Genomic DNA, 24,092 nt, shown 5'->3' on the forward strand with positions numbered 1-24,092 from the left:
ACGGCGGACGGCCGAACGCCCGTGTACCGCGATCGCGCATCTGGGCAACTGCGCAAACCCGCAACGGCCGGATCTTGTCCGGGATGACGCGTCACCGACAAGGTGAGCTCCGTCCGCCAGTCCCGAAGACGTCGCTGGCCCTCTACACGATCCTCACCCGATCCTCGAAGGGCGTTGCATGTCCATTCGCTTCAGACGAGCGCGGTTGACGGCGCTCGCCGCCCTCCTGTTCACCGTCGCCGCACCTCCCCTCGCCCATGCCGCCGATCCGGACGCACCGGCCTCGCGGGCCGCGGCGCCCACGGCGCACTCCCTCACCCTCGCCGACGGCTCGGTGGTGCGCTGGTCCGACGACGGCACCGGCACGCTGACCCGCAAGGACGGCACCACCAGGGCCTTTCCCGTCCCCGGGACCAAGGGCCGCAGCGCGTTCGGCGAGCCCCTGACGCCCTCCGCCGAGATCCTCCAGCGCCGCGCCGACGCCTCCGCGATGACCCCCTTCAGCGTGGGCGGCGCATCCGGGGGCGCCCACTCCGCGGTCCGGCCCCGGACCATGAACTCCGGAGCCGTCCCGCTCCCGGAGTCGGTCCGCGCGGCCGTCGACGGCCTCGGCGCCCGCAGCGGGGCGCGCACCGCCGCCCCCTCCGCCGCCGCCGATCTGCCCGGCAACCAGGGTCTGACGACGTCGTTCCAGTCGTACCTGAACGCGGGCGGTGTCAACGCGGTCGGCGCCTTCCAGGACACCGCGAAGTACCTCCACAAGCTGCCCGGCGAGGGCCAGGTCATCACGAACGTGTCGCTGGGCGACCTCACCGACCAGGGCATGGCCGACGCGGGCGACGACTACGTGCGCGCCTACGGGCCCACCACCGTGGTCCGGGACGGCCGCCGCTACCTGGACTACCCCTCGCTGCCGCTCATACCGACCTACACCAGCGACAACAAGGGCCGCCTCGACCCGGCCGGCGCCATCGAGGGCCAGGACCCCAACCTGGCCGAAGTGCTGCTCGACTTCTCGATGATGGCCCCGCTGCCCCACGACCGGCAGCGTCCGGAGGCCACCGGAAGCGGCGCCACGGACCTGCTGGGCATCGCGCCCGGCGCGCAGTACCGGCTCGTCGTCCCCGAGGAGCCCTCGGCCGAGGGCATCGCGACCGCACTCCGGGCCGCGGCCGCCCAGAAGCCCCGCCCGGACGTCATCACCGCCAGTCTCGGCTTCGGCACCGACGGCTCGATCGGCTTCCCCTCGCGATGGCTGGAGGACGACCCGGCGATCAGGGACACACTCCGCTCCATCGTCGACTCCGGGATCGTCGTGGTCGTGTCCTCCAACGACGGGACCCGCCTGGGACTTCCGGTGTCGGTGGGCCCGGACGGCGGCAGCACTCCCACCGACCGGACGTCGAGCACCCGCGCACAGACCTCGATCGACGACGTCGCGCCCACCACCACTCCCACCCTGGTCCGTGACACCGGGGTGATCGCCGCGGGCGGCACCACCGTCGACGACACCCTGAGCTCGGACGACGTGCGCACCGCCGTCTACCCGACGACCCGCTACAACGGGTCCGCCGGATACTCCTCGGGCTTCGGGACCCGGATCGACCTGGCCGCACCGGGCGACAACCTGCCCTCGCTGATCCATACGCCGGACGGCACGGGCGTGGTGCTCAACGGCGGCACCTCGGCCTCCGCCCCGATGATCGCCGCCGCCGCGGCCAATGTGCTCGCGGCAGCCGATGCGACCGGGCAGAAGCTCACCCCGCGTCAGGTCCGGGACCTCCTGGTCGCCACCGGCCGCCCGATCGCCCAGCCCCCGCAGGCCGACCGGGAACTGCGCATGGGCCCCCAGCTGGACGTGACCGCGGCCGTGGAGAGGGTGCTCGCCGAGCGGCACCACATCGCGCCCGCCGCGGTGCGTCTGTCGGTCGCCGAGCGTCAGCTGCTGTCGGTCACCCCGACCACCTCCTTCGTCGAGGCCACCGACCCGTCCGCCATCGACCTGGCGGGCCCGGCCGACGCCTGGGGCAACCCGTCCGGGCAGAACTCGATCGCGCCCATCACCTTCGGACTCGACCTCACCGGCCGGCACGGGAAGCTGACGTACCGTCTGCGCGTCGGCGACCACGGCACGATCCCGTCCGCGGGCCCCAGCCTGCGCGTCCTGCCCCGCGAGCTGCTGGCCGCCGCCGGCCTGCCCCTCGCCTCCGGCGAACCGCGCGCCGTGCAGGTGACGTTCGAGGCGCTCGACAGGGGCAGGACGGTCGCCTCCGCCGGCAGCCGGCTCACCTTCGGCGCGGCCGACGGCACCTACGTACAGCCGCAGGCCCCGACCGCGCCCGGCTCGTCGCCGCTGGGCGAGCCCGTCACCGTGCACTACGACCTCACCGGCCTGCGCGACAGGACCAACCCGGAACTGGTGCTGTCCTCGGTCGGGCACTGGACGCCCTTCACCACCAGCGACAAGTGGCGTGCCCAGTGGCGCACCCCGCTCACCGGCACCAAGGGCACGGTGACCATCCCCGCCTCCGCGTTCCGGCCCGGCGGGGCCGGACTCTACGGCATCGGTGTCACGCTCTACGACGGCCAGGTCTTCGGGGACTTCCGCGCGCTGCGGATCGGGCCCGGCGCGGACCGGCGACCGCAGGCACCGCTCCTGGGCAACGGGAGCAGCGCCAAGGCGCACTCCATGGAACTGACCCTGGCCGAACCCAAGTTGACGGTCTCCTGGGACGCCACGCCGGTGAAGCACGCCGACGGAGCGGCCGTCGAGTTCCTCACCCCCGCGCCGACCCTGTACGGGGCGCTCAACACCGCCACCAACCAGAACGGCAGCGGCCGTGACGACAACGGGGTCGACCACGCCTCCACCCTCTTCCGGCCCCTGCCATCGGTGAAGGGCAAGGCCGTGCTCGACCTCAAGGCCCTCGGCCTGCCCACCGGACTGCAGTATCCGGTCCGGGTCTTCGCCACTCGGGCGGGCAAGCCCGTCGGCCAGGCGTCACCCACGTCGTTCGTGCAGTACCTCGACGGTGACACGGTCTCCGGGACACTGGAGAACTTCGAGGTCAGCCAGGGAACGGCACTGCTGGCCACCGACGACTTCGCGCAGGGCGACGACGGCTGGATCCGTCTGCAGGGCTCGGCCACCACCGCGTACTCCCTGGGCAAGGGACGCCTGGGCCCGACGGTCTCGCAGGAGACCGGCACCTCGATGATGCAGGAAGTACTCGGGGCCGACCCCGTCACGGGCCACACCCTCATCGCCCACCGGCCCTTCGACGGCGGCGCGCTCCCCGAGGTCGACCTGCGCGACACCGCCACGGGCGAACGGGTGCGGCTGAGCACGCTGGACCCGGGCGACGGCTCGACGTCCGTCTACTTCCAGGGCGGAGCCGTCGACACGGTCCGGCACCGGGCGGCCGTGATGACCTTCGACGGCGTGTCGGGCGTGGCGAGCATGTGGACCGTCGACATGGCCACCGGCCGGGTCTCCGCACCGCTCCCGGTCAACAAGGACAACCCGGGGCGGAGCTTCAGCAACGTCTCCGTCGACGCCTCGACGGGCACGTTCTTCGCGGCCACCACCGGCACCATGGGGCCCTGCCTGTCCGGGCGCGTCCCCTACTGGGCCGTGGCCGTCGATCCCGGCACCCGGGTGGTGTCCCCGCTGACCACCATGCCGGCCTGCACCGCCGGGCTGCTGCCCGACGGCAAGGGCGACCGGCTGTACGTCGCCGCGGGGCCGGCCACCCCGAGCTACACCAGCGGCGAGTTCCCGACCAGCACATGGCGTTCGGCGGACCAGAAGACCCTCGCCACCGGCGGGGCAAGTGACCTGGGCGCCCGGGGGGTCATGTGGCCGGCCCTCGACACGAAGCACCATCTCGCCCTCGTCGCCGACCTGTACGAGGAGGCGACCACGGGCGACAACAACGCCCTCAGTGAGATCACCGTCCTGGACCCGGACTCCGGCAAGGTCCTGGCGCGGCATCCCGTCGCCAACCTCGTGAACTCCACCCTCTCCACGTCCAACTTCGACTTCACCAGCCGCCGCGGTCTGTTCCTCGATCCCGAGACCCGCACGGCCTACCTGGTGAACCCCTGGGCCAACGGCCTGGAGCGGTTCCACTACTGATCCGGCGGGAGGCCGGGTCCGCCGACCCCTCGGTCGGCGGACCCGGCCTCCGTCGCGACCACACGGGCGCGCGGCGATTCCGGGCCGGCCGGGCCAGGGACTGTTTCAAGTCCGATCACTTGATGGGCCGGACGTGCTGGACTCAGCCACCCTGGCAGGACAGGGCTTCACCCACATCAGCGTGGGACGCCGCACCGTTACCGGGTAGCCACACCGAAGGATCGGCAACGGCGGCGACGGACTCTCCCCCACGCCCGAGGACCGCGACCCGGCAGTGCCCTGCCCGCCTCAGCCTCCTGGGCTGCGTCATCTCCGCCTTCGCCCTTCCCCGGCCCTCCTTCGCCGCAGGAGGCGCCCTGCTCGTCGTGGGCGCGGCCGTCTACGGCATCTGCGTCGCATGCGCCGGATCGGGCGCCTCAGCCGGGCCGACGTTCAGGAACAGGCCCCGGGGCTGCAGGACGGAACGGGTGTCGAAGCAGGGTGTGGTGCCCGCGGCCCGGCTGAACCGGTGACGCCCGGCGACGGTCGCCGTGACGACGGCCATCGCGACCGTACCGAAGTGAGCGCCCAGGCAGGTCCGGGGTCCGCCGCCGAAAGGCATGAAGGCGTACTTGGGCGGTCGGTCGGCCGGGGAACGGTCGATCCAGCGATCGGGCAGGAACGCGGCCGGCTGGCCGTAGTGGCGCGGGTCCCGGTGGAGCACGAAGGGACTGATCGCGACCCGCTGACCGGACCGCAGCGGGTAGCCCGCCAGTTCGGTGGGCCGGCTGACCGTCCTCCTCAACAGCCAGAGCGGGGGATAGAGCCGGAGCGTCTCCTTCACGACGGCCTCGGTGACGATCAGCCTGGGCAGGTCGGCGGCGGTCGGGAGCCGTCCCGCCGTTTCCCGGCTGGCCTCGTCCACCACGCGTCGGCGCACGTCCGGAAACCGGTCGAGGAGGAGGAAGAGCCAGGCCAGCGCGGCAGCGGTGGTCTCATGGGCGGCGAAGAGATTGGCGACGAGGATGCCGAGCACGCCCTCGTGCGTGATCGCGCCTTCGTCACGGGCCGCGACGAGGAGGTCGGCCACCGTTCCACGGCTGTCTTCCCGCCAGGCTTCGCGCCGGCCGACGAGCCGGGACACCTCGCGGGCCAGGTCACGGCCGGCACGCTGCAGGCGGCGTTTGCGGGACGGCAGCCGGCAGCCGGGCAGGCGGGCCTCCTGCAGCCGGGACACCAGGGCGGGAACGCGGCCAGTCTCCGGTCCGAGGCAGAACTCGGCGACGAGGTGCGCGCTGAGCTCCTCCAGCGCCGGAATCGCCTCGATCCTGCCGCGCGACCGCCAGGTCGCCGCGTGCGCGGCCGCCGTCGCGGCCAGCCGGTCTCCGGCGGAGCGCAGACCGCCGCGGTTCAGCCCGTGTCCCGCGACGCGGCGGGCGCGCATCCACCGGGCCAGGTCCTCCGACTCGTGACTGCCGTCGATCTCCTGTCCCAGGAGGTCTTCTGTGATGGTGTAGGTGGTGTTGGTGTGCTTGAGCACCTCCTCTACCAGGGCCGGGGAGTTGATCAGGTAGAGATCGTCGTCCAACCGGACCAGGTCCCCGTACTGCCGCTGGTGGAGCAGGAAGCCAAGCCGGTCCCGCGCGAACGCGAGCCTGCTGCCGGACCCGCGGGGCCCCCGGGGCCGGGCGGTACGGGGGCCGTCGTCACGGGTCACCGTCCCGAGCCGAAGGTGGTGATGTAGTACGGCTGGAAGGGGTCCTGGGAACCGCCGACGTTCCACATATGCGTCCAAGAGTGGTTCTGCTGGACAAACGCTCCCGAGGGATCGTCGAGGGACGGGGACGCGGCGGCGGACGCGGCGAAGGCCGATCCGGCGCCGAGCAGCGCCGCGACGGCGGAAACGGCCGAGACGGCTGCGAGAATCGTCTTCCGCGGGCGGGGCAAGGCGTTCATGGTTCGTCTCCCTTCCGGCTCCCAGGCGGCCGGTCCGCCTGGCGGGGTCCCTCCATTGAGCCGGTTCCAGCACCGCGGGTCATGTCACGTAAATTCGTGACACGACGCGGTACGCCGGGCGCGGTGGGGCATGCGTCAGCTCGACCTCGCCTACGCCGGACCGCTGCTCCCGACCCCACGCCGGCGCTCCGCGTTGGGAAGCCGGCGTGGCCGCGCAGGGCGCCGGCGACGTGCTCATCCCACTTGAACGGGAAGAAGCGCGGCAGTGACGGAAGGTCGTGCCAGGAGGTCTTCCCATGAAGTGCAGCAACGGCGTTCCCCGCCCCGCAAGCCGGAATCAACCCCCGGCAGGTCTCCCGCACACATCCAGCCCGGCCGTCTCCCCGGCCCATTCCCCCATCACCACAAGAAGGAGTCTGGCCCCACCGCTCACGCGGCGGGGCCAGAGTCCAAGATCTTGATGAGTCTTCTAGGGCTTGATCCCCACTCCGGTCCAGAGGCTGACCTGGGCGTCCGTGGGCTGCGGCACCGTGGCGACGCTGTCGGCACTGGGCCGCCAGCGGTGGCCGACCGTGACGCCGGGGTCGAGGAGGTCGAGTCCGTCGAAGAACCGGGCGACGTCCTTCTGGGAGCGGAACTGAACCGGTGTCCCTGCCCCGGTGTAGATCTCGGTGACCTTCTCCCAGGTGGGCGGGTCGAAGTCGGGCGTGCAGTGGCTCAGTGCCAGCGCGCTGCCGGACGGAAGGGCGTCCAGCAGGCGGGCCACGATGCCGTAGGGGTCCTGTGCGTCGGTGACGAAGTGCATGAGCGCGTTCATGGACAGGGCCACGGGCCGGTCGAGGTCCAGGACCTCGGCCAGCTCGGGGGCGTTCAGCAGCGACTCGGGGTCGTTGATGTCCGCCTCGATGTACGTGGTGCGGCCCTGCGGCGTGCTGCGCATCAGGCGCTCGGCGTACTTCAGGACGAGCGGGTCGTTGTCGGCGTAGACGACCCTGGCCTCGGGGACGACGGCCTGGGCCACCTGGTGGAGGTTGGGCTCGGTGGGGATGCCGGTGCCGATGTCGAGCCACTGCCGGATGCCGTGCTCCTGGGCCAGGACGCGGGTGGCCCGGTGCATGAAGGCCCGGTTCTCCCGCGCACAGGTGAAGATGCCCGGGCAGACCGATGCGACGGTCTCGGCCGCCTGCTTGTCGATCTCGAAGTGGTCCTTGCCCCCGAGGTAGTAGTCGTACATGCGGGCGGAGTGCGGCCTGCTGGTGTCGATGTCCCGCGCGGCGTGGGAGTTGGTCATCCTGTCCCCTTCGTGGTTGTGCCTGGTGGTGCCGGGCAGGTCGCGGCTCGGGCCGGGCCGGCTCGAATCCCTCTCGCCCGTTGCCTGGTTCAGCCGGCCGCCAGATGATCGGCGAGGCCCTTCTTCACCCCCGCGATGAACGCGGTGATCTCCTCCGGTGTGTAGATCAGCGCGGGACCGGTGGGGTCGGTCGACTGCCGGACGGCCACACGGCCGTCGGCGAGTTGCTTGGTCTCCACGCACTGGCCGCCGTTGGGGCCGCTCCACGGACGCTCCCAGCCCTGCTCGCCGAGGTTCGACGCGGGCATCCCGTTGTAGACACGGTCGTCGGTCATGGTCATGAGTACTCCTTGCGCATGCGATTCAGGAGCCCCCTGCTGTCCGCGGACGAGGTGAGCAGGGACATCCGGTTGTGCGCCTCGAGATGGGCCGCGACGTCGGAGCGCTGGTCGAGGTACATGGACGCGGAGAGGATCTCGCTGTAGACGACGTCCGGCAGCTCCGGCTCCTCGAAGCGGAAGTAGGTGAAGGGGGCGCACGCCCCGACATGGGCACCGGCCGAGAACGGCACGATGTCGAGGCTGACGTGCTCCAGTTCCGAGACCTCCAGGAGCCGGTCGATCTGCTCCCGCATCACTTCGGGACCGCCGACCGCCCGGTGCAGCACGGCCTCCTCCATCACCACCCACAGCGTGGGGGCGTCCGGCCCCTCCAGCAGGACCTGGCGGCGCAGTCGCAGAGCGACCCGCCGCTCGAGGTCCTCCTCGACGTCGTTCGGGAAGCCCGCGCGCAGGACGGCGCGCGCGTAACCGTGCGTCTGCAACAGCCCGGTGACGTAGTGGGGTTCGTAGGTACGCAGGGTCTTGGCGCCGCTCTCCAGGCTCACGTACGCGGTGAACCAGCCCGGCAGCACGTCTCGGTACGCGTGCCACCAGCCGGGCTCGTTGGCCCGCTCGGCCATGGCGATGAACTCGTCGATCTCCGGCCGCTCGACCCCGTAGGTCTCCAGCAGTTTCTCGACGTAGAGGATCTTGAGGCCGACCTCAGCCTTCTCCAGCCGGCGGATGGTCAGGGACGTCACGCGCAGGGCCTTCGCGGCGTCCTCCAGCGACACTCCCGCGCCCCGTCGCAACTCCTGCAGCCGTTTGCCCAGGATCATGCGAAGAACGGTGGGCGCACTGGTGCCGGTGCCCGAACGAGCCTCGCTCACTGCCCTACCTCCTGATGAACAGTCATCATGACGAGTCTGACAGCGACTTGATGAAGAAGCCAGCCGGATATCGCCTTCCTGAAATTATCAGAGAGGCGCTTGCAGCCTGAACGGGCCCGCGAGCATAGTTACCCTGTCAGCGATCCCGCCGAGCGCCGACGCGACGGTCAACTCCCTTCTTTACAGGCGGAGTTGACCGAGCCTGGATGCTCGGGCCACAGATCCGCCGGATCCTGTCACGGCGCACGTCCCCCGATGGAAGGCGACCACCGTGTCCCCCCACACGACTCCCTCCCCCCACCTCCTGGGCGCCGCGCCCCCGCCCGCGGACAGAGCGCACTGGCTGGAGCTCCCCGCGGAACGGGCCGGCGTCAGGCTCGTCCGGCACACGATGGGCGAGCGGCTCGCCTCGTGGCGCGTGCCCGGTGAGGCCCGCGCGGACGCGGTCCTGATCCTGTCCGAACTCGCCACCAACGCCGTTCTCCACACCCTCAGCACGCGGATCCTGTGCGGCGTCGAACTCTCCGTGGACGGCTTCCTCCGCCTCGAGGTGCACGACCGCGACCACCGGAACCGCAGTCTGCCCCCGTGCACCCCGAGCCCGGAGGACGAGAGCGGCCGCGGCCTGCTCCTCGTCCGGCAGATCGCCCACAGATGGGGCGTGGCCCGCTCCATCCGCACCGGTGGCAACGTTGTCTGGGCACTCCTGCGCGCCGCGGCCTGAACACGGCCCGCGTTCCGGCGCTCCCGCCCGGGTTCCCCGCCGGAACCCCGCTCCTCAGCTCCCCGGCGCCGGGGCCGCGGCCGCGGGCCTCCCGCTGCGCTGGACGGACCGCATCACCTGTTCGCACTCCGCGCCGGCGGCGTTCGAGCGGCTCGCCGCGAACCGTCCGGAGGCCGGCGGCGATGCGGACGGCTACGCGCCGCGGGGGACTCCGCGGCGCCGAGCCACGCGTTGACCCGGTCGGAGGCCCTCACCCGCGCTCTACGGCGTCACCGGCACACCCACCTGGGTCATCGCGGACCGGGCGATCTCCGGACTGTGCCTCGGGCAGTGGTTCCACGACCGGGCCGCCGCGCTCACGCCCTGAGCGCCGGGGGCGCCACGACGACATCGCGGACGTTCGTCATCGCCTCAGGGTCTCCATGTGGGCCGCGGCGTCGGCGGCAGCCTCGTCGGGAGTGCGACCCTGCTCACGGGCGACCATGTACGCGGCATACCAGTCCGACCAGTGGTGCTGGGGGGCGGTCGCCTCGTAGGAGCCGTGGTGCTCCTCGGTCTCACGCAGGAGCGCTGCCAAAGCGGAGATCTCCATGGTGAACCTCCTCGGTCGTGCGGGACTCGTCGCTGTCCGGGGCATCGCATCCGGCCTCACCGTCCACGCCGCCTTGCGACCACCCGGAGTCTCACCGTCCGCGAGGACGACGTGCCCGCGCAACTCGGGACGCCGGTGACCATCACGCCCCGTCATGTCGTGGGCATGAAAGCTCCTCGTCAGCCGCGGTCTGCATCGCCCGGCGGGGCAGCGAAGTACTGGGCGTACCGCGTCCCGGCGAAGTGCTCGCCCAGCGGACGGGAGAAGAGGGACCGACGACAGCGGACGGTGGTTCACCACAAGATGGCACCGTGCGAACGTCCTCCGCCCCCCCACACGACCCTGTCAGCCATCTTCCAGCCTTTCCGGCAAGGGGACGGCTCCCTGCCGGGAGCGGCCCCCACGAGGCAAACGAAATATCGCGTACGACGAGCCGAACCTGATCGCGGACGCCGGCCGGGTGCCCCTGTCCGGCTGACCGAGCATCGCGGCGCTGCGGGCGTTGCCTGCCTTGTCCCGCCGCAGCCGCACCGCCGCCGGCACCGGCAAGGGCCGCGTCCTACCTGTCGTCGTTGTCCCGGACGTCTTCGAAGACGAAGAATGGCTTGGCTCCACGTGCGGGTGTTTCGGCGAGCGCGATGGCCTCGGCGAAGCGTTCGAGCGGGAACGGCCGACCCCGGGGGATGCTCAGCACTCCATCAGTGACGAGACCGCGAACCTGGGACAGTGCGCGCAGCGCATCCTCTGGTGAGGCCGTGCCGAACCAGCGGTTCAGCCAGAAGCCACGGACTGCTTTGGTCTCGTAGATGACCGAGCGTGCCTGCAGCGGGATCGTCAGCGCTGCCGGGTCCGTCTGCCGATGGGTGGAGAGCGCGCCGTAGACCACGACCTCTCCTCCCGGAGCCAATGCCCGGGATACCTGGGCACCCACGTCGCCCGCGACGCAGTCGATGGCCTTGCGCACGCCGGCCGGTCCCGCGATCTCAGCCACACGCTGCGACAGGTCCTCGTCCTCGGTGCAAATGACCTCGTCGCCACCGAGCGCCCTGATCTCCTCGACGGCATCGCGCCGCCGCACGACATTGATCGTGCGAATACCCAGATGCCCGGCCAGCTGAATGACGAGCCGGCCGACGGTGGAGCCCGCGGCCGTCTGCAGCAACCATTCACCCGGCTGTACGTCGAGTTCGTGAGTCACGAGGAGCAGCGCGGTCAACGGGTTGACGGCGAGTTGACAGGCCTCGGAATCGCTCAGATGATCGGGGACGGGCAGGAGCCTTCGCGTATCGGCGACAAGGTATTCCTGCCAGGTGCCGGCCACCTGCGGCCCGGGTACCGCCGGGATCGCGACGTGCACCACGCGCTCGCCGATCTTCAGCCCGCTGGTATCCGGGCCCAGGGCCTCGATACGGCCCACGCATTCCATGTGACCACCGACAGTGGGAAACTCGGGGGAGAAACCGTAGCGGCCACGCAGTACGTGCAGATCGCTGGCGTGAATCGGTGTCGCCTTCACACGGATCAACGCCTGCCCGGCTTCCGGCGTGGGAACAGGCCGGGATTCCAGCCGCAGGACATCGGTAGGCTCGCCGACCTTTCCGGCTACGAGCGCGCGCATTGATTGAGGCATGAGTGACCTTTCGTCTCTCAGCGCCCGACGAACTCGTCGGGCGTTCTCGGCAAAACGATGCTGGTGCTGGGTTCGCGCGGCCCACTGAGGTCCGCGAGGCCGCTCGCCGCAGCGCACTACTCCAAGTTGGGATTATCGATCTGTCTTTTCGGGATCGCTCTGCCCGGCCCCGGAAGGATTCCCGGCGGCGGATAATTCCGCGTGGCGCGAATGCCAGCCGCGCCGGTTCGGGGCCCAGGAGGCCGCCGGGTCGAGGCCGTCGATCAAGTGACGTGTCCTCCCCATCACAGCAGAAATGGGCGGGAATCCGTTCAGTCGCGGTCGCCGTCCGACGCGTCAGCGACGTACTTTGCGTACTCCGTGCCGGCGAAGTGTTCACCCAGCTTCCGTGAGAAGTAGTTGAGCATCTGCAGCGGACGGTGGTTCATCACAAGATGCTGCGTCTTCCCCTCTTCGTTGAAGTAGACAACGGCGATGTTTGCGATCGGCTTACCGTCTACCGTTGCAGCGTAGTCCTCGACGAAGCCGTTCTCCCCGTACTTGCCGATATAGATGAAGTCCTGGAAATCGTACAGAGTGCGCGCGTAGGACAGAATCGCAAAGACGTCCTTCGCCCCGTGGACGGTCCCCTTGAAGACCCCGGCCTCCAGCGTCACATCGTCGGCAAGATTGTCCAGCCAAGGGGGGTAGTAGTCCGTGCGCTGCCGCGCCGGGTCGCCGCTGCCCAGATATGTCGGTGGCGTCTTGTAGGTCATCTTTCGGCCTCCTGTATCGGTTGAACTTCCAACAGAATCGCCGAACGCAGCAGGCGCGGTCCAACGAAAGTCAGAGACTGCCGCCATCTCGCCGAGAGATACCTCGGGGCTCGCTGAGGGATACTCGGAGGGTGGAACTGCGCCAACTCGAGTACTTCGTCGCCGTCGCCGAGGAAGCGAACTTCACCCGTGCCGCCGCTCGGCTGCACGTCGTCCAGTCCGCGGTCTCCACCACCATCAAGAACCTCGAGCGAGAACTCCGCACGCCGCTGCTGGAACGCACCCCCAAACGCGTGCTGCTCACCGATGCCGGTGCCGCCCTGCTACCGCGCGCCCATGCCGCTCTCGACGCCGCCCGGGAGGCCGCGGACGCGGTGGGCGAGGTCCGCGGCGGACTGCGCGGCACACTGCGACTGGGCGCGACAACCACGGTGGGGCTCATCGACCTTCCCGTGTTCCTCGGCGAATTCCACCGGCGTCATCCCGGCGTGTTCCTGCAGACCAGCGCCGCCCCCTCCGGCTCCCAGGGCCTGGTCGAAGCCCTCCTCGAACGGCGGCTCGACCTCGCCTTCGTTTCGGGGCCCGGACCGCGCCCGTCAGGCATCACGCTGACCGCCCTCGCCACCTCGGTGCTCGACCTCGTCGTGCCGGCCGCCCATCCGCTCGCGAAACGCCGCGCCGTGTCGATCACCGAACTGGCCGGCCTGGACTTCGTCGACTTCCCCGCGGGCTACAGCAACCGGACCGTCGCGGACCGGGCCTTCGCCGCCGCCTCCGTCCCCCATCGCGTCGCCATCGAGATCACCGACCTCACCACCGGCGTGGCCTACGTGCGAAACGGCCTGGGTGTGGCGCTGCTGCCACGGGTCGCCCTCGGCCGGGGACAGGACGTCGCCACGCTGACCGTCGACGACGCCGACCTGGAATGGCAGTTCTCCCTGGCCGCCCCGTCCGAGCGCACGCCCGGTGCTGCGGCACGTGCCATGATCGCCATGGCGCACGAGTTCCTCCGGCAAGGGTGAGCATCGCCTCGGCGGGCGTTGTCGGTTGTCGGTTGTCGGTTGGAGGGGTGTCCTGATCGTGGACGAGACCGGCTTCCCGATGAGGGGCCGCGCCTCTGCACGCGATCCGGGCCATGGCCTGGTCGAACAACGCCGGCCGGGCGAGCCGGATCCACGCTGTGGCCCGCGGCCACCGCGCGATCTTCAAGAGTCCGCACAACCCTGGGCGGCCACTGCAGGTCCGCACCCTCATCGAGCCGACGCCGGGCCAGCTCCAGCATCCCGACACTCGCATCGAAGCCGCTCACGAGGGCGCCACGGTCACGCAGCGCCGCGAACAGGGGCCCGGAGCCGCCGCCGGCGTCGAGGATCCGCCGACCGGCCACGTCCCCGGCGAGGGCCAGCATCGCGGGACGCTCGTAGCTGGTCACGCCTGTCTGCGGGGCGTCTGGGCGTGCTCTCCGGGTGCGTGACGTTGTCGATGCCGAAGATCGCCTAGATGGTCGGCGGCGACTGTGCGAGCCCCCGTGCCCCGATCCGCATCGTGATGGACATCGCCGGCCCCGGCGTCGAGTCGCACATGAACGCCGTGCCCGGTCACGTTCGCTTCGTGGTGCAGCCCGTCCTGAGAGAAGACCTCACCCGGTGCAACGCGTACGGGCCGGTACTGCAATTGGCGATGCCGGACGCGGGTGTCGTCCCGAGTCGGGAGGCCGTCGAGGATGCCCGCGGCCGTCTGCGGCGGGCCCTGGCCGCCGGCCGGTAGTCAGCCGCGCGCGACGTAGTCCGTCGAGACGGCCAGTTCGCGCCAGGTGGCGAGTTCGGCGGCCACGAAGTCGAGCTTGTCCTCCATCGCGGCCACCGAGTCCGTGCCGAGGGGGATGCGCAGGGGCGGGTGTTCCGCCTCGGTGATGTCGAGGATCGCGGAGGCCGCCCTGGCCGGGTCGCCGGGCTGGGCGTGGTTGACCTGCTGGGCGACGTTCCGCATGCGGCCGGAGGTCTCGGCGTAGTCCTCGATGACCCGCGTGCCGGTGGTCAGACTGGTCCCGTCGAGGAAGTCGGTGCGGAAATAGCCGGGTTCGACGATCGTGACGTGGATGCCCAGGGGCCGTGCCTCGACCGCGAGGGCCTCGGAGATCCCCTCGAGGGCGAACTTGGTCGAGGCGTAGATGCCCCAGCCCTCCGCGCTGCGGAAGCCGCCGACGGAACTCATGTTGACGATGCGCCCGCCGCGCTGGGCGCGCATCACCGGGAGCACGCCCCGCAGCATGTTGAGCACGCCGAAGACATTGGTCTCGTAGACCGCGCGCACGGACGCGGCGTCCGCCTCCTCGACGGCGCTCAGCAGCCCGTGGCCGGCGTTGTTGACCAGGACGTCGATGCGCCCGAACCGCTCGGTCGCCGTCATGACGGCGGCGCGCACCTGGTCCTCGTCGGTGACGTCCAGGGCGACGGCGAGCAGGGCGTCGCCGGCATAGAGGAAGCGGTCGCGAACGCTCTCGGCCCTGCGAGCGGAAGCGACGACCTGGTGCCCCCGGGCGAGGGCTTCGCGAACGATCTCGGCGCCGAATCCCCGGGAGGAGCCGGTCACGAAGTAGACAGCCATGGTGCTTTGTCCTCCGGTCGTGTGACGGGGCCCTCCGTCGCTCCGCGGGCCGCCATCGGCGGCCTCCGCGACGTCGTTCCGTCGTTCCCGCACCCGACGGCCGGGACGCGTACTCGGCGCGGGCACGCTCCGACCGGCCCGGCCGCGGATCCCGATGTCTCCAGTCAAGCACCGGACGGCGGGACCTTCAGGGCGGCGGCCTCCGGGCGGGGCCGACCGGCCCGTGCGTCAGGTGGAGGGGCGCAGTCCGTCGACGACGAGCTCGATGACGCGGCGTCCGCGTTCCCGTCCCCGGCTGTCGCCGCCGACGCGCCATAGGAATCCCATCAGGAGGAGGACGTCCTCGGGGTCGAGCCCGGGGCGGACGCCGCCGTCCTCCTCGCAGGCGCGCAGCAGTGCCCCCACCGCCCGCACGACCGGGGCGTACGTCTCGTTGGCGGCGTCGTGCGCCGCCGCGGTGTGCAGTGCCTTGCCGAGTCCGTGCTTGACGCGGACGTAGTCGGCGAGCGTCTCGAACCACGTCCGGAAGGCGTCGAGCGGGGTGTGCGCGGCCAGGACGTCCTCCACCGAGTCGACCAGCCGCTGGACATCGTGCCGGTACACGGCCAGGATCAGGTCCTCGCGGGTCGGGAAGTGCCGGTACATGGTGCCCGCGCCGACGCCGGCCCGCTTGGCGATGACGTTGAGCGACGTGCCGCCCGACTCGGCGAAGGCTTCGTGGGCCACCTGGAGGATGTGCTCCCGGTTCCTGAGCGCGTCGGCGCGCCGGCGTCCGTCAGGACCGGTCACGGGCCCTCCCCATCGCGTCGTGGTGGCCGGCGCGGCCTGCTCCGCCGTGGCCGCGCGTCCTTGGAGGACTCCCCGCCCGGAGCGCACTCCAGGCCCCCTCCAGGGCCGGGATCACGCGGCCGGACGATGCCCGTGCGGTTGTCAGTCGGCGTCCGTGAGCCGGCGCAGCAGGTGGCCGACCTCCAGGACCTTCCGCACGTCCTCGGGCGGCAGGGCACCGAGGCGGCCGGCGAGCGCCTCGGCCTCGCTGTGGGCGACCCTGGACAGCGCCTGCGCGCCCGGGTCGGTGAGGACGACGCGGATGGCGCGGCCGTCGGCGGGGTCGGGTTCCCGGCGGACCAGCCCCGACGCCTCCAGTTGGGCCACCGCGGCGGTGACCGTCGGCTGGGTGCAGGCGGCGCGGCAGGCGAGGACGCCGATGCGCGCGGGACCGTGCTGGTGCAGCAGGGCCAGCACGATGAGCGGGGTCGGTTGCAGACGCGGCTCGGGGCGGGCCCTGCGCAGGATCCGCAGCAGGCGGTGGAGGGACACCACGAAGTGCAGTGCCTCGTCCTCGTTGACCGCCGCCATCGTCCTGCCCCTCTCATCGTCGTCCTCGGGTCAGGGAATCCCGATCGTGGGCGAGTACAGGTCCATCCACAGCGCGAGGTCGAGGGCGCGTTCCAGGCCGTGCCGGGAGGCGAAGCTGCTCCCGGAGGTGTCCGTCCTCACCGCGTCCTCCAGCCATGTGCGGCTGACCAGGTCGAACACCGGGTGGGAGGGCTGGGCCAGCAGGTCCTTCGCGTTCTCCTGGAGCGCGCCGGCGTACGCGGGGTCCTGGGTGGAGGGGTAGGGGCTCTTGACCCGGTCGTAGACAGAGCGGGGCAGCAGGTCCGCGGTGGCCTCGCGCAGCAGGCTCTTCTCCCGGCCGTCGAAGGACTTCAGCGCCCACGGGGCGTTGTAGACGTACTCGACCAGGCGGTGGTCGCAGTACGGCACCCTGACCTCCAGGCCCACCGCCATGCTCGCGCGGTCCTTGCGGTCGAGGAGGATGCGCACGAAGCGGGTGAGGTGGAGGTGGCAGATGACGCGCATCCGGTACTCGAAGTCGCTCTCGCCGTCCAGGCGCTGGACGCCGGAGACCGCCCGGCGGTAGCTGTCGTGGATGTAGCCCTCCAGGTCCAGGGACTTGGCGACCTGGTCGGTGAGGATGCTGCCGTCGTCACCGAACTGCTGGGCGTACCGCACCAGCCAGGGGAAGGTGTCGGCCCTGCGGGCTTCCTCGTCGAAGAACTGCTGGTAGCCGCCGAAGACCTCGTCCGCCGACTCGCCCGACAGGGCGACGGTGGAGTGCTGCCTGATGGCCTTGAACAGCAGGTACAGGGAGGCGTCCATGTCGCCGAGCCCGGCGGGGATGTCCCGGGCGCGGATCACCCTGGCCCGCACCTCGGGGTCGGCGAGCTGGTCGGAGTCGAGGACGATGTCCTGGTGCTCGGTCCCGCAGAGGGCGGCGACGTCGTGGACGTAGGGGGTGTCGGGGGTGCCGCGCAGGGCGTCGGGGACGAAGTTCTCGGTCCGGCCGACGAAGTCGACCGCGAAGCTGCGCACGGTCTCGCCCTGGCCGGCGAGCCGGCGTGCCGCGAGCGCGGTCATGGCCGAGGAGTCCAGGCCCCCCGAGAGCAGGGTGCAGCGGGGCACGTCGGAGACGAGCTGGCGGCGCACGATGTCCTCCAGCAGTCCGCGCACGTGCGCGATCGAGGTCTCCTTGTCGTCGGTGTGCCGCTCGGTCCGCAGGGACCAGTAGACGTGGGTGCGGAGGCCGTTGCGCCCCACGGTGACCACGGTGCCGGGCTCGACCTCGCGCATGCCGTCCCAGATCGCGTGGCCCGGCGTCTTCACGAAGGCGAAGAGCTCGCGCAGCCCGTCCAGGGTGACCTGGCGGGGGACGAGCGGATTGGCGAGGATCGCCTTGGGTTCCGACCCGAACAGCACTCCGTCGTCGGTCGGGTAGTAGTAGAACGGCTTGATCCCCATGCGGTCGCGGACCATGACCAGCTTCTGTTCGCGGCTGTCCCAGATGGCGAAGGCGTACATGCCGTTGAGCCGGTCGGCGACGCCCTCGCCCCACTCCAGGTAGCCGCGCAGCACCACTTCGGTGTCGGAGGTGGTGGTGAAGCGGTGGCCGCGTGCGCTCAGTTCCTTGCGGAGCTCGGTGAAGTTGTAGGCCTCACCCGAGTAGACCATCGCCACCGCGCCGCCCCCGGCGGCCTCGGCGCTCATCGGCTGCCGGCCGCCCGGCAGGTCGATGATGGCGAGCCTGCGGTGGCCGAGCGCGGCCGGCCCGTCCACCCAGGTGCCGCGATCGTCCGGCCCGCGGCAGGCCATCGTCTCGGTCATCGTGTCGACCGTTGCTTGCTCGTTTCGCAGGTCCCGCTCGAACGAGATCCATCCGGCGATTCCGCACATGCGTCTGCCTCCGGCTGTAGCCGTGCCCGACCGTCGTCGGCGGCGTCACGAGTCGGTGGGCCCGGGCCGGCTCCGCGGCGCGAGTGTGTTCACTCTCGGTGATATGTATCGGGCATCTATCAATCGAGTCTCCGTCGGTGCGGGTCGGCCGTCAAACGCCCGTGCTCCGGCCGTGCCGTGCGAGGGGACCGACCGTCAGGCCGGCCTCCTGGCAGGTCCTGACCAGGGCGGGGAGGGCCGCGAGGGTGGTGCGCCAGGAACCGGGGGCCGATGCGTGGTCGCTGTCGTGGAGCAGGACGGTGGCGCCGCCGCGCAGGTCGGGCCTGAGCGTCGCGAGCACCGACTCCGGCGTGGCGCCGGCCGTCCAGTCGCGGCCCCAGGCGCTCCACAGCACCGGGGTCAGTCCGACGCGCTCGGCCGCCGCCCAGCGGCCGCCGGTGAGGATGCCGTACGGCGGCCGGTACCAGACCGGCGCGGTGCCGCAGGCCTGGCGGATCGTGCGGGTGGCACGCGCCAGGTCGGCCAGGTCGCGCGCGGGCCCGGGGAGCCACGGGCGGTCGTGGGTCCAGCCGTGAACGGCGATCTCGTGGCCGCGGCGGGCGGTCTCGCGCACGATCCGCGGATCGCTGTCCACGCGGGCGCCGAGGACGAAGAAGGTGGCCCGCACCGAGAGTTCGTCCAGGGCGTCCAGGAAGCGCGGGGTGGAGTACGGATCGGGCCCGTCGTCGAAGGTGAGGGCCACGTGGTCGGCGCGCCCGAGGCCGGCCAGGGCGGGGAAGGCCCGGCGGCGCAGGCCGGGCAGCCAGGTCGCGGCCGGGACCACGTGGGTGGCCGCCAGGACTCCCGCCGCCGCGGCGGCGCGGCGCGCGGTGCCGCCGCGGGGGCCCATCACGAGCCGCCGTGGGCGGTGCGGTGACGGGCCTCCGGCGAGCGCCGCCGGTGCGCCTCGGGCACGTCCCACCCCCCGGCGACGGCCGGTGAGCGCGACAGGCCGACGGCGCCGACGGCCATCAGGGCGAAGCCCGCCGCCTCGGGAACGACGTGGGCGCCCAGCGCGATCCGTTCCTCGAAGAGCACCCAGCCCAGCGCCACGCTCACCACGGCGTCGCCGATGGTCAGCGCCGGCTGGGACGCCGCGAGGCTGCCCGCCCGCAGGGTGACCTGCAGCATCAGGAGGCTGAGCAGCCCGACCGCGCCCACCGCGTACAGCTGCCAGGAGGCGAGCAGCGCCGGAAGGCCGTCGGGGATCAGGCCCGTGACGTCCTTGATCAGTGCGGCCGTGCAGGCGAAGGAGGCCGCCGTCGCGCATCCCAGGACGCAGGCCCGGGCGCCGTCGGTCAGCGCCCGCCCGATGAGCCACAGGACGAGGACCAGCAGGGCGAGGGGTACGCCGGCGCGCGGCCAGGCGCCCGGCACGGCCGTCGGCTCACCGCCGGACGGGGTCGCGGTGCCGAGGAACAGCGCCAGGCCCCCGGCCAGCGCCAGGAACCACAGCCAGGTCCCGCCGTCCGGGCGCCGGGAGAACGCGAGGCTTCCCGCCATCAGGGTGAAGAGCAGTTCGGTCGCCATCAGGGGCTGCACCACGGACAGCTGTCCCACCGCCAGCGCCGTGGCCTGCAGGATCCCGGAGACCACGAGGGCGGCCATCCCGGCCACCCAGAAGGGCCGCCGCACCAGCCGCACCAGGTGCCCGAGCCGCCCGCGCACGCCGTGCCCGGTGCTCCCTTCCTCCTCCTGCTGCAGGGCGGCGCGCCGCTGGAGCGCGGAGGCCGCGCCGTTGGCGAGGGCCGCCAGCAGCGCCAGCACGACGGTCAGGACGGGCACCGCGTCAGCCGTACTTCCCCGCGAGGCGCCGGTACAGCCACGGCGCGATGCCGCGCACCGCGACCGGGATCCGCAGCCAGCGGGGGACGTACACCTCGTCCCGCCCGCGGCGCACGGCGTCGCTCACCACCCGGGCGACACGCTCGGCGGGCATGGGCCGCGGACGGGAACGGGTGTAGGCGACGCCCCGCGTCGCGAAGAACGGCGTGTCGACGACCCCCGGGATGACATGGGTGATCCGCACCCCGCTGCCGGCGATCTCGTAGCGGAGCGAGTCGGCGAAGGCTCCCAGCGCCGCCTTCGCCGCGGAGTAGACGGCCTCCTCGCGGACGCCGACGCTGCCCGCGAACGAGCCGATCAGCACGATGTGGCCGCCGCGCCGGGCCAGCATGCCCGGCAGGACACGGCGGACCAGTTCCATCGCCGCCATGACGTCCACCATGAAGATCCGCTCCATGACGGCGTGCGGCATCGAGACGAAGGGGCCCGCCCAGCCGATACCCGCCCCGGCCACCAGCAGGTCGACGCGGCCGCCCGTCACCAGGGTCGCGTCGCGCACGAGGCGGCCGGTGCCGTCGGGGTCCTCCAGGTCGGCCGGCAGCGCGGTACCGGAGGTCCGCTCCGCGACCGCCCGCAGGCGCTCGCGGTCGCGGCCGCTGACCAGCAACCGCCATCCCTCGGCGGCGAGGCGGTCGGCGATCGCGGCGCCGATGCCCGACGACGCCCCGGTCACCAGCGCGACCGGGGCCGGCCCGCCGGCCGGTTCCGCCGGGCCGCGCGCGGCTTTGCCGCGTACGGCCTTGCCGCCGGAGACCGCTTGGGGAGGGTGAGAGGTCATGGCACCGCTTTCTGTCCCTGCCGCTGCCGCCCGGGAGCGCCAGTGCGGCTCCCCCGGGGCACGTCCCCCTCCGGTCTCAGTAAACCGCCCGATCGCCGGACCGGCTCTGTGGGCGACCCTGCCGGGACGTGCGGAGTCGCCCCCGGCCGGTGGTGCCGGGAGTTCGTTTCAAGAGGGGGCAAATCGGTTAGATCCGAGTAGTCCGCAACTGGTGTGCGAGGTGATCACGTGCCGGATGTGCTCCCGGCGGCTCCGTCCGTTTCCCCCCGGCGGGCCGCGGTGACGCGGTGACGCACAGCGAGCGGGCGAGCCCTCCGCCCCGGCGCTTCCTCGTGCTGAGCGCCGCCATGGGTGCCGGTCACGACGCCGTCGCTGACGAGCTGGTCGCGCGGCTCACGGCCCGCGGTGGGCACGCCCGCCGGACCGACGTCCTGGACCTCCTGCCGGCCCACGCCGGCGCGGCGCTGCGCTCGTTCTACCGGGCCACCGTGCTGCACCTCCCGCTCCTGTACGCGGGCATCTACGCGGCATTCCTGCGCCCGGGAGGAGCGCACCGCACCCCCGGCCCGGCCGGGCTCGCCGGGCTCGCCGAGCGCGGGCTCGCCGAACTCGTCGGCCGTGAGCGGCCGGGGCTGGTCGTACCGGTATTCCACCTGGCGGCGCAGCTCACCGGAAGGATGCGGTCCCAGGGCACGCTGGCGGTGCCGAGCGCGGTGGTGGTCACCGACTTCGACGTGCACAGCCAGTGGCTGCACCCCGGCAACGACCTGTACTGCTGCCTCACCGAGGCGGCGGCACGCCGGGTGCGGGCGGCCACCGGCCGCCCGGCCGCCGCCACGGGGCCCCTGGTGGCGTCCCGGTTCCTCGGGCCCGCGCCGGAAGCCGGGCTCTGGCACCGGTTGTTCCGGTCCCGGGCGCCGGACAGGCCGGTCGTCCTGCTCTCGGCCGGCGCGTGGGGCGCCGGCACGCACCTGGCGGACACCGCGGCGCTGCTGGTCCGGGCCGGATACCTGCCGGTGGCCCTGTGCGGCGAGAACCGCCGCCTGCGTGCCCGGCTGGCCCGTGTCCCCGGCACCCTCGCGCTGGGCTGGGAGCAGGACATGCCCGGCCTGATGAGCGCGGCCGACGTGCTGGTGGACAACGCCGCCGGGCAGACGGCACTCGAGGCGCTGGCCATGGGACTGCCCGTCGTGGGCTACCGCCCCATCCCGGGCCACGGCAAGGCCGGGGCCCACCAGATGGCGGCGCTCGGCCTGACGCGGTTCGCCCGCGACTCGTGGACGCTCGTCGACACCCTCGACGGTCTCACCCGTCCGCGCCGCGCGCGCCGCGCCCCCTCACCCGCGGCCGCCTCGCTGTTCGCCTCCGACACCGCGACCCACCTCATGGAGGCCTGCGTCCGGACCCCGGTCGCGGTCTGACCGTTGATCGGCGGCGGTGTGGCGCCGCGTGCGCCGAGTGCCGCGGCGGGAGACTGCGCGCATGGACGCCGTACTGCGCGCACTGTCGATCACGGCTGCCATGACCTGGGACACCACCTGGGCGCTGATCCTCGGGTTCGCGCTGTCCGCCGTCGTCCGGGCCGTGGCGCACAAGGAGGGCGTCGTCGGTCTGCTCGGCGACGACCGCCCGCGGACCCTGGTGATCGCCGCGGGCCTCGGCGCGGCGTCCTCCTCCTGCTCGTACGCGGCCGTGGCGCTGGCTCGTTCGCTCTTCCGCAAGGGGGCGAGCTTCACGGCGGCGATGGCCTTCGAGATCGCCTCCACCAATCTGGTCATCGAACTCGGCGTCCTGCTGGCCCTGCTGATGGGGTGGCAGTTCACGGTGGCGGAGCAGTAGCCGTACCGCTCTGTCGGGTGCCGGTGAGCCGCCGTGGCGGTGGCTTCTACGGGGCCGTGGCGGAGACCGGCGCGAGGATCCGCCCCAGCCAGTCGCTGCGTACCCGGCGTGCGGAGGCCGAGAGGGCCGCGCGGGGGAACAGCGCGTCGAAGCCGTGGAAACCTCCGGCCCAGACGTGCAGTTCGGCCTGGCCGCCGGCCGCCCAGATCCGGGTGGCGTAGTCGACGGCCTCGTCGCGGAAGACCTCGGCCGAGCCGGCGTCGACGTACGCGGCCTCGGTCACCGGGTCGGCTACGACAGCCCGTCCCAGTTCAGCCGCGAGTACCGCCGCCAGTTCGGCGTACCGCCCAGCCGCGACACCGTCCGCACCGCCGCGACCGCCCTGCCCTGAGCGATCACCGGGCCGGGCTCCACGCGGTGGCGCCCCTGGACTGTGGTCTGATGACACCGTGAGCCGCGCCGCAGAAGAGACCAACCGCCGCATGCTCCGGGCACGGGACGCGATGGACCGCGCCTACGCGCAACCGCTGGACGTACCGGCCCTCGCCCGGATCGCCCATGTGTCGCAGGCGCACTTCACGCGGACCTTCCGGGCCACGTTCGGCGAGACGCCGCATCGCTACCTCCAGCGCCGCCGCGTCGAACGGGCGATGTCCCTGCTGCGGGAGACCGACCGCAGCGTGACGGACATCTGCTTCGAGGTCGGCTTCGGCAGCCCCGGCACCTTCAGCCGCACCTTCCGCGACATCGTCGGCAGCTCGCCGCGGGAGTACCGCAGGGAGGCGACGGCCATGGACGTGCCGACGTGCTTCGCGAAGGCGTGGATGCGGCCGCACGCCTGACCGCGGATGCCGTCCGGCGGGTCCGCGGCCGAGCAGTTTTGGATAAGTTTTCGTCCGGCCCGCCCAGTAGCGTGATGCCCATGTTCAACGCCATCACGCACTCGCAGATCTACGTCCTGGACCAGGACGAGGCCCTCGACTTCTACGTAGGCAAGCTCGGTCTGGAGGTGAACGCGGACGTCGAGCTGGGCTTCATGCGCTGGCTCACGGTCAGTGTCCCCGGCCATCCGGAGCGCCAGATCCTGCTGGAGAAGCCGGGCCCGCCGGCGATGTCCGAGGAGACGGCGCAGCAGGTCCGCGAGCTGGTGACCAAGGGGGCGGCCGGCGGCCACCTCATCTTCAGCACGGACGACTGCCGCAAGACCTACGAGACGCTGCGCGGCCGTGGCGTCGAGTTCACCGAGGAGCCGACCGAGCGCCCGTACGGAATCGACTGCGGCCTGCGCGACCCCTTCGGCAACAGCATCCGCTTCACCCAGCCGAAGGCCTGAGCCGGGGCCGGAGAACGGCGCCGCAGCACCGGCGGGCCGATCGCGGTGGCGGGATGCCTCCCCGCGGTCGGCCCGCCGGTCCGTGCCGTCCTCCGCCGTCGTCCGCAGAGTCCCGTGGCGCCGGCTTCCGGTTCCAACCGGA

The 24,092-nt window shown here is 72.0% G+C and carries 22 protein-coding genes and 4 pseudogenes; 9 read left to right on the plus strand and 17 right to left on the minus strand.

All coding sequences use genetic code 11. The features are described 5' to 3' along the window. Positions 1-178: 178 nt before the first annotated feature. A complete protein-coding gene (locus ACWDAS_RS14830; RefSeq protein WP_450389915.1) occupies positions 179-4,138 on the plus strand; it encodes a S8 family serine peptidase in 3,960 nt (1,319 codons plus the stop codon). A 379-nt stretch (positions 4,139-4,517) separates the two neighbouring features. Here ACWDAS_RS14830 and ACWDAS_RS14835 read toward each other — a convergent pair whose 3' ends face one another. The 5 genes from ACWDAS_RS14835 to ACWDAS_RS14855 form a co-directional block, all read right to left on the minus strand. Then, positions 4,518-5,834: a cytochrome P450 gene (locus tag ACWDAS_RS14835; protein WP_450389917.1), complete on the minus strand. Its 1,317-nt coding sequence runs from the start codon at positions 5,832-5,834 to the stop codon at positions 4,518-4,520. Continuing rightward, positions 5,831-6,073, minus strand: a complete 243-nt coding sequence (locus tag ACWDAS_RS14840) for a hypothetical protein (protein ID WP_450389920.1) — start codon at positions 6,071-6,073, stop codon at positions 5,831-5,833. Before ACWDAS_RS14840 ends, ACWDAS_RS14835 begins: the two co-directional genes overlap by 4 nt. A 469-nt stretch (positions 6,074-6,542) precedes the next feature. Beyond that, complete coding sequence (locus tag ACWDAS_RS14845) at positions 6,543-7,364, minus strand: SAM-dependent methyltransferase (protein WP_450389923.1); 822 nt, start codon at positions 7,362-7,364, stop codon at positions 6,543-6,545. Positions 7,365-7,453: 89 nt separating this feature from the next. Continuing rightward, a complete protein-coding gene (locus ACWDAS_RS14850; protein WP_450389925.1) occupies positions 7,454-7,705 on the minus strand; it encodes a DUF397 domain-containing protein in 252 nt (83 codons plus the stop codon). Beyond that, the gene (locus ACWDAS_RS14855; protein ID WP_450389928.1) at positions 7,702-8,574 is read right to left on the minus strand and encodes a helix-turn-helix domain-containing protein; all 873 of its coding nucleotides are present in this window, start codon (positions 8,572-8,574) and stop codon (positions 7,702-7,704) included. The genes ACWDAS_RS14850 and ACWDAS_RS14855 overlap by 4 nt, the downstream gene beginning before the upstream one ends. 271 nt (positions 8,575-8,845) lie before the next feature. Between ACWDAS_RS14855 and ACWDAS_RS14860 the strand changes: the two genes are divergently transcribed. Continuing rightward, positions 8,846-9,298 carry an ATP-binding protein gene (locus tag ACWDAS_RS14860; protein WP_450389931.1) on the plus strand — a complete coding sequence of 151 codons (453 nt, stop codon included), beginning with the start codon at positions 8,846-8,848 and terminating at the stop codon, positions 9,296-9,298. A 403-nt stretch (positions 9,299-9,701) separates the two neighbouring features. Here ACWDAS_RS14860 and ACWDAS_RS14865 read toward each other — a convergent pair whose 3' ends face one another. The 3 genes from ACWDAS_RS14865 to ACWDAS_RS14875 form a co-directional block, all read right to left on the minus strand. Next, positions 9,702-9,890 (minus strand): bleomycin resistance protein, encoded by a 189-nt coding sequence (locus tag ACWDAS_RS14865; protein WP_450389933.1) that lies wholly within the window; start codon positions 9,888-9,890, stop codon positions 9,702-9,704. Positions 9,891-10,449: 559 nt separating this feature from the next. Then, on the minus strand, positions 10,450-11,508 hold the full coding sequence (locus tag ACWDAS_RS14870) for a zinc-dependent alcohol dehydrogenase family protein (protein WP_450389936.1): 1,059 nt from the start codon (positions 11,506-11,508) through the stop codon (positions 10,450-10,452). A gap of 323 nt (positions 11,509-11,831) precedes the next feature. Beyond that, positions 11,832-12,275 (minus strand): hypothetical protein, encoded by a 444-nt coding sequence (locus ACWDAS_RS14875; protein WP_450389937.1) that lies wholly within the window; start codon positions 12,273-12,275, stop codon positions 11,832-11,834. A gap of 131 nt (positions 12,276-12,406) precedes the next feature. Between ACWDAS_RS14875 and ACWDAS_RS14880 the strand changes: the two genes are divergently transcribed. Next, complete coding sequence (locus tag ACWDAS_RS14880; RefSeq protein WP_450389940.1) at positions 12,407-13,297, plus strand: LysR family transcriptional regulator; 891 nt, start codon at positions 12,407-12,409, stop codon at positions 13,295-13,297. Positions 13,298-13,509: 212 nt separating this feature from the next. Here the strand turns inward: ACWDAS_RS14880 and ACWDAS_RS14885 are convergent. Beyond that, positions 13,510-13,698: pseudogene (locus tag ACWDAS_RS14885) on the minus strand (class I SAM-dependent methyltransferase); the annotation flags it as partial. A 77-nt stretch (positions 13,699-13,775) separates the two neighbouring features. On the opposite strand from ACWDAS_RS14885, the gene ACWDAS_RS14890 reads away from it, so the two are divergent. Continuing rightward, a complete protein-coding gene (locus tag ACWDAS_RS14890; protein ID WP_450389943.1) occupies positions 13,776-14,042 on the plus strand; it encodes a hypothetical protein in 267 nt (88 codons plus the stop codon). Here the strand turns inward: ACWDAS_RS14890 and ACWDAS_RS14895 are convergent, their stop codons facing one another. The 7 genes from ACWDAS_RS14895 to ACWDAS_RS14925 all read right to left on the minus strand — a co-directional run bounded on the left by ACWDAS_RS14895 (position 14,043) and on the right by ACWDAS_RS14925 (position 20,778). Then, positions 14,043-14,882, minus strand: a complete 840-nt coding sequence (locus tag ACWDAS_RS14895; protein WP_450389945.1) for an oxidoreductase — start codon at positions 14,880-14,882, stop codon at positions 14,043-14,045. Between the two features lie 228 nt (positions 14,883-15,110). Then, entirely contained in the window at positions 15,111-15,671 is a 561-nt protein-coding gene (locus ACWDAS_RS14900; RefSeq protein ID WP_450389948.1) for a TetR/AcrR family transcriptional regulator, read from the minus strand. A gap of 141 nt (positions 15,672-15,812) precedes the next feature. Then, positions 15,813-16,241: a MarR family winged helix-turn-helix transcriptional regulator gene (locus ACWDAS_RS14905; RefSeq protein ID WP_450389951.1), complete on the minus strand. Its 429-nt coding sequence runs from the start codon at positions 16,239-16,241 to the stop codon at positions 15,813-15,815. Positions 16,242-16,271: 30 nt separating this feature from the next. Then, entirely contained in the window at positions 16,272-18,116 is a 1,845-nt protein-coding gene (asnB, locus tag ACWDAS_RS14910; RefSeq protein WP_450389954.1) for an asparagine synthase (glutamine-hydrolyzing), read from the minus strand. 151 nt (positions 18,117-18,267) lie between these two features. Next, complete coding sequence (locus ACWDAS_RS14915; RefSeq protein WP_450389957.1) at positions 18,268-19,005, minus strand: polysaccharide deacetylase family protein; 738 nt, start codon at positions 19,003-19,005, stop codon at positions 18,268-18,270. Then, on the minus strand, positions 19,005-19,940 hold the full coding sequence (locus tag ACWDAS_RS14920) for a DMT family transporter (protein WP_450389960.1): 936 nt from the start codon (positions 19,938-19,940) through the stop codon (positions 19,005-19,007). The genes ACWDAS_RS14915 and ACWDAS_RS14920 overlap by 1 nt, the downstream gene beginning before the upstream one ends. Before the next feature lie 4 nt (positions 19,941-19,944). Then, on the minus strand, positions 19,945-20,778 hold the full coding sequence (locus ACWDAS_RS14925; protein ID WP_450389962.1) for an SDR family NAD(P)-dependent oxidoreductase: 834 nt from the start codon (positions 20,776-20,778) through the stop codon (positions 19,945-19,947). A gap of 287 nt (positions 20,779-21,065) precedes the next feature. Here ACWDAS_RS14925 and ACWDAS_RS14930 point away from each other — a divergent pair, with 287 nt between their 5' ends. Both ACWDAS_RS14930 and ACWDAS_RS14935 read left to right on the plus strand, forming a co-directional pair. After that, positions 21,066-22,199, plus strand: coding sequence for an MGDG synthase family glycosyltransferase (locus ACWDAS_RS14930; protein ID WP_450389965.1), 1,134 nt, complete (start codon positions 21,066-21,068; stop codon positions 22,197-22,199). 61 nt (positions 22,200-22,260) lie between these two features. Then, positions 22,261-22,611, plus strand: a pseudogene (locus ACWDAS_RS14935) (permease); the annotation flags it as partial. A 52-nt stretch (positions 22,612-22,663) separates the two neighbouring features. Here ACWDAS_RS14935 and ACWDAS_RS14940 read toward each other — a convergent pair. Continuing rightward, positions 22,664-22,885 (minus strand): annotated as a pseudogene (locus tag ACWDAS_RS14940) (alpha/beta hydrolase); the annotation flags it as partial. Here ACWDAS_RS14940 and ACWDAS_RS14945 point away from each other — a divergent pair. The 3 genes and pseudogenes from ACWDAS_RS14945 to ACWDAS_RS14955 all read left to right on the plus strand — a co-directional run. Beyond that, positions 22,880-23,008: pseudogene (locus ACWDAS_RS14945) on the plus strand (AraC family transcriptional regulator); the annotation flags it as partial. The pseudogenes ACWDAS_RS14940 and ACWDAS_RS14945 overlap by 6 nt on opposite strands. A 58-nt stretch (positions 23,009-23,066) precedes the next feature. Then, positions 23,067-23,459: a helix-turn-helix domain-containing protein gene (locus ACWDAS_RS14950; protein ID WP_450389968.1), complete on the plus strand. Its 393-nt coding sequence runs from the start codon at positions 23,067-23,069 to the stop codon at positions 23,457-23,459. 80 nt (positions 23,460-23,539) lie between these two features. Next, the gene (locus tag ACWDAS_RS14955; protein ID WP_450389970.1) at positions 23,540-23,950 is read left to right on the plus strand and encodes a VOC family protein; all 411 of its coding nucleotides are present in this window, start codon (positions 23,540-23,542) and stop codon (positions 23,948-23,950) included. The last annotated feature ends 142 nt before the right edge of the window (positions 23,951-24,092 follow it).

This window comes from Streptomyces sp. NPDC001070 (genome assembly GCF_053598835.1).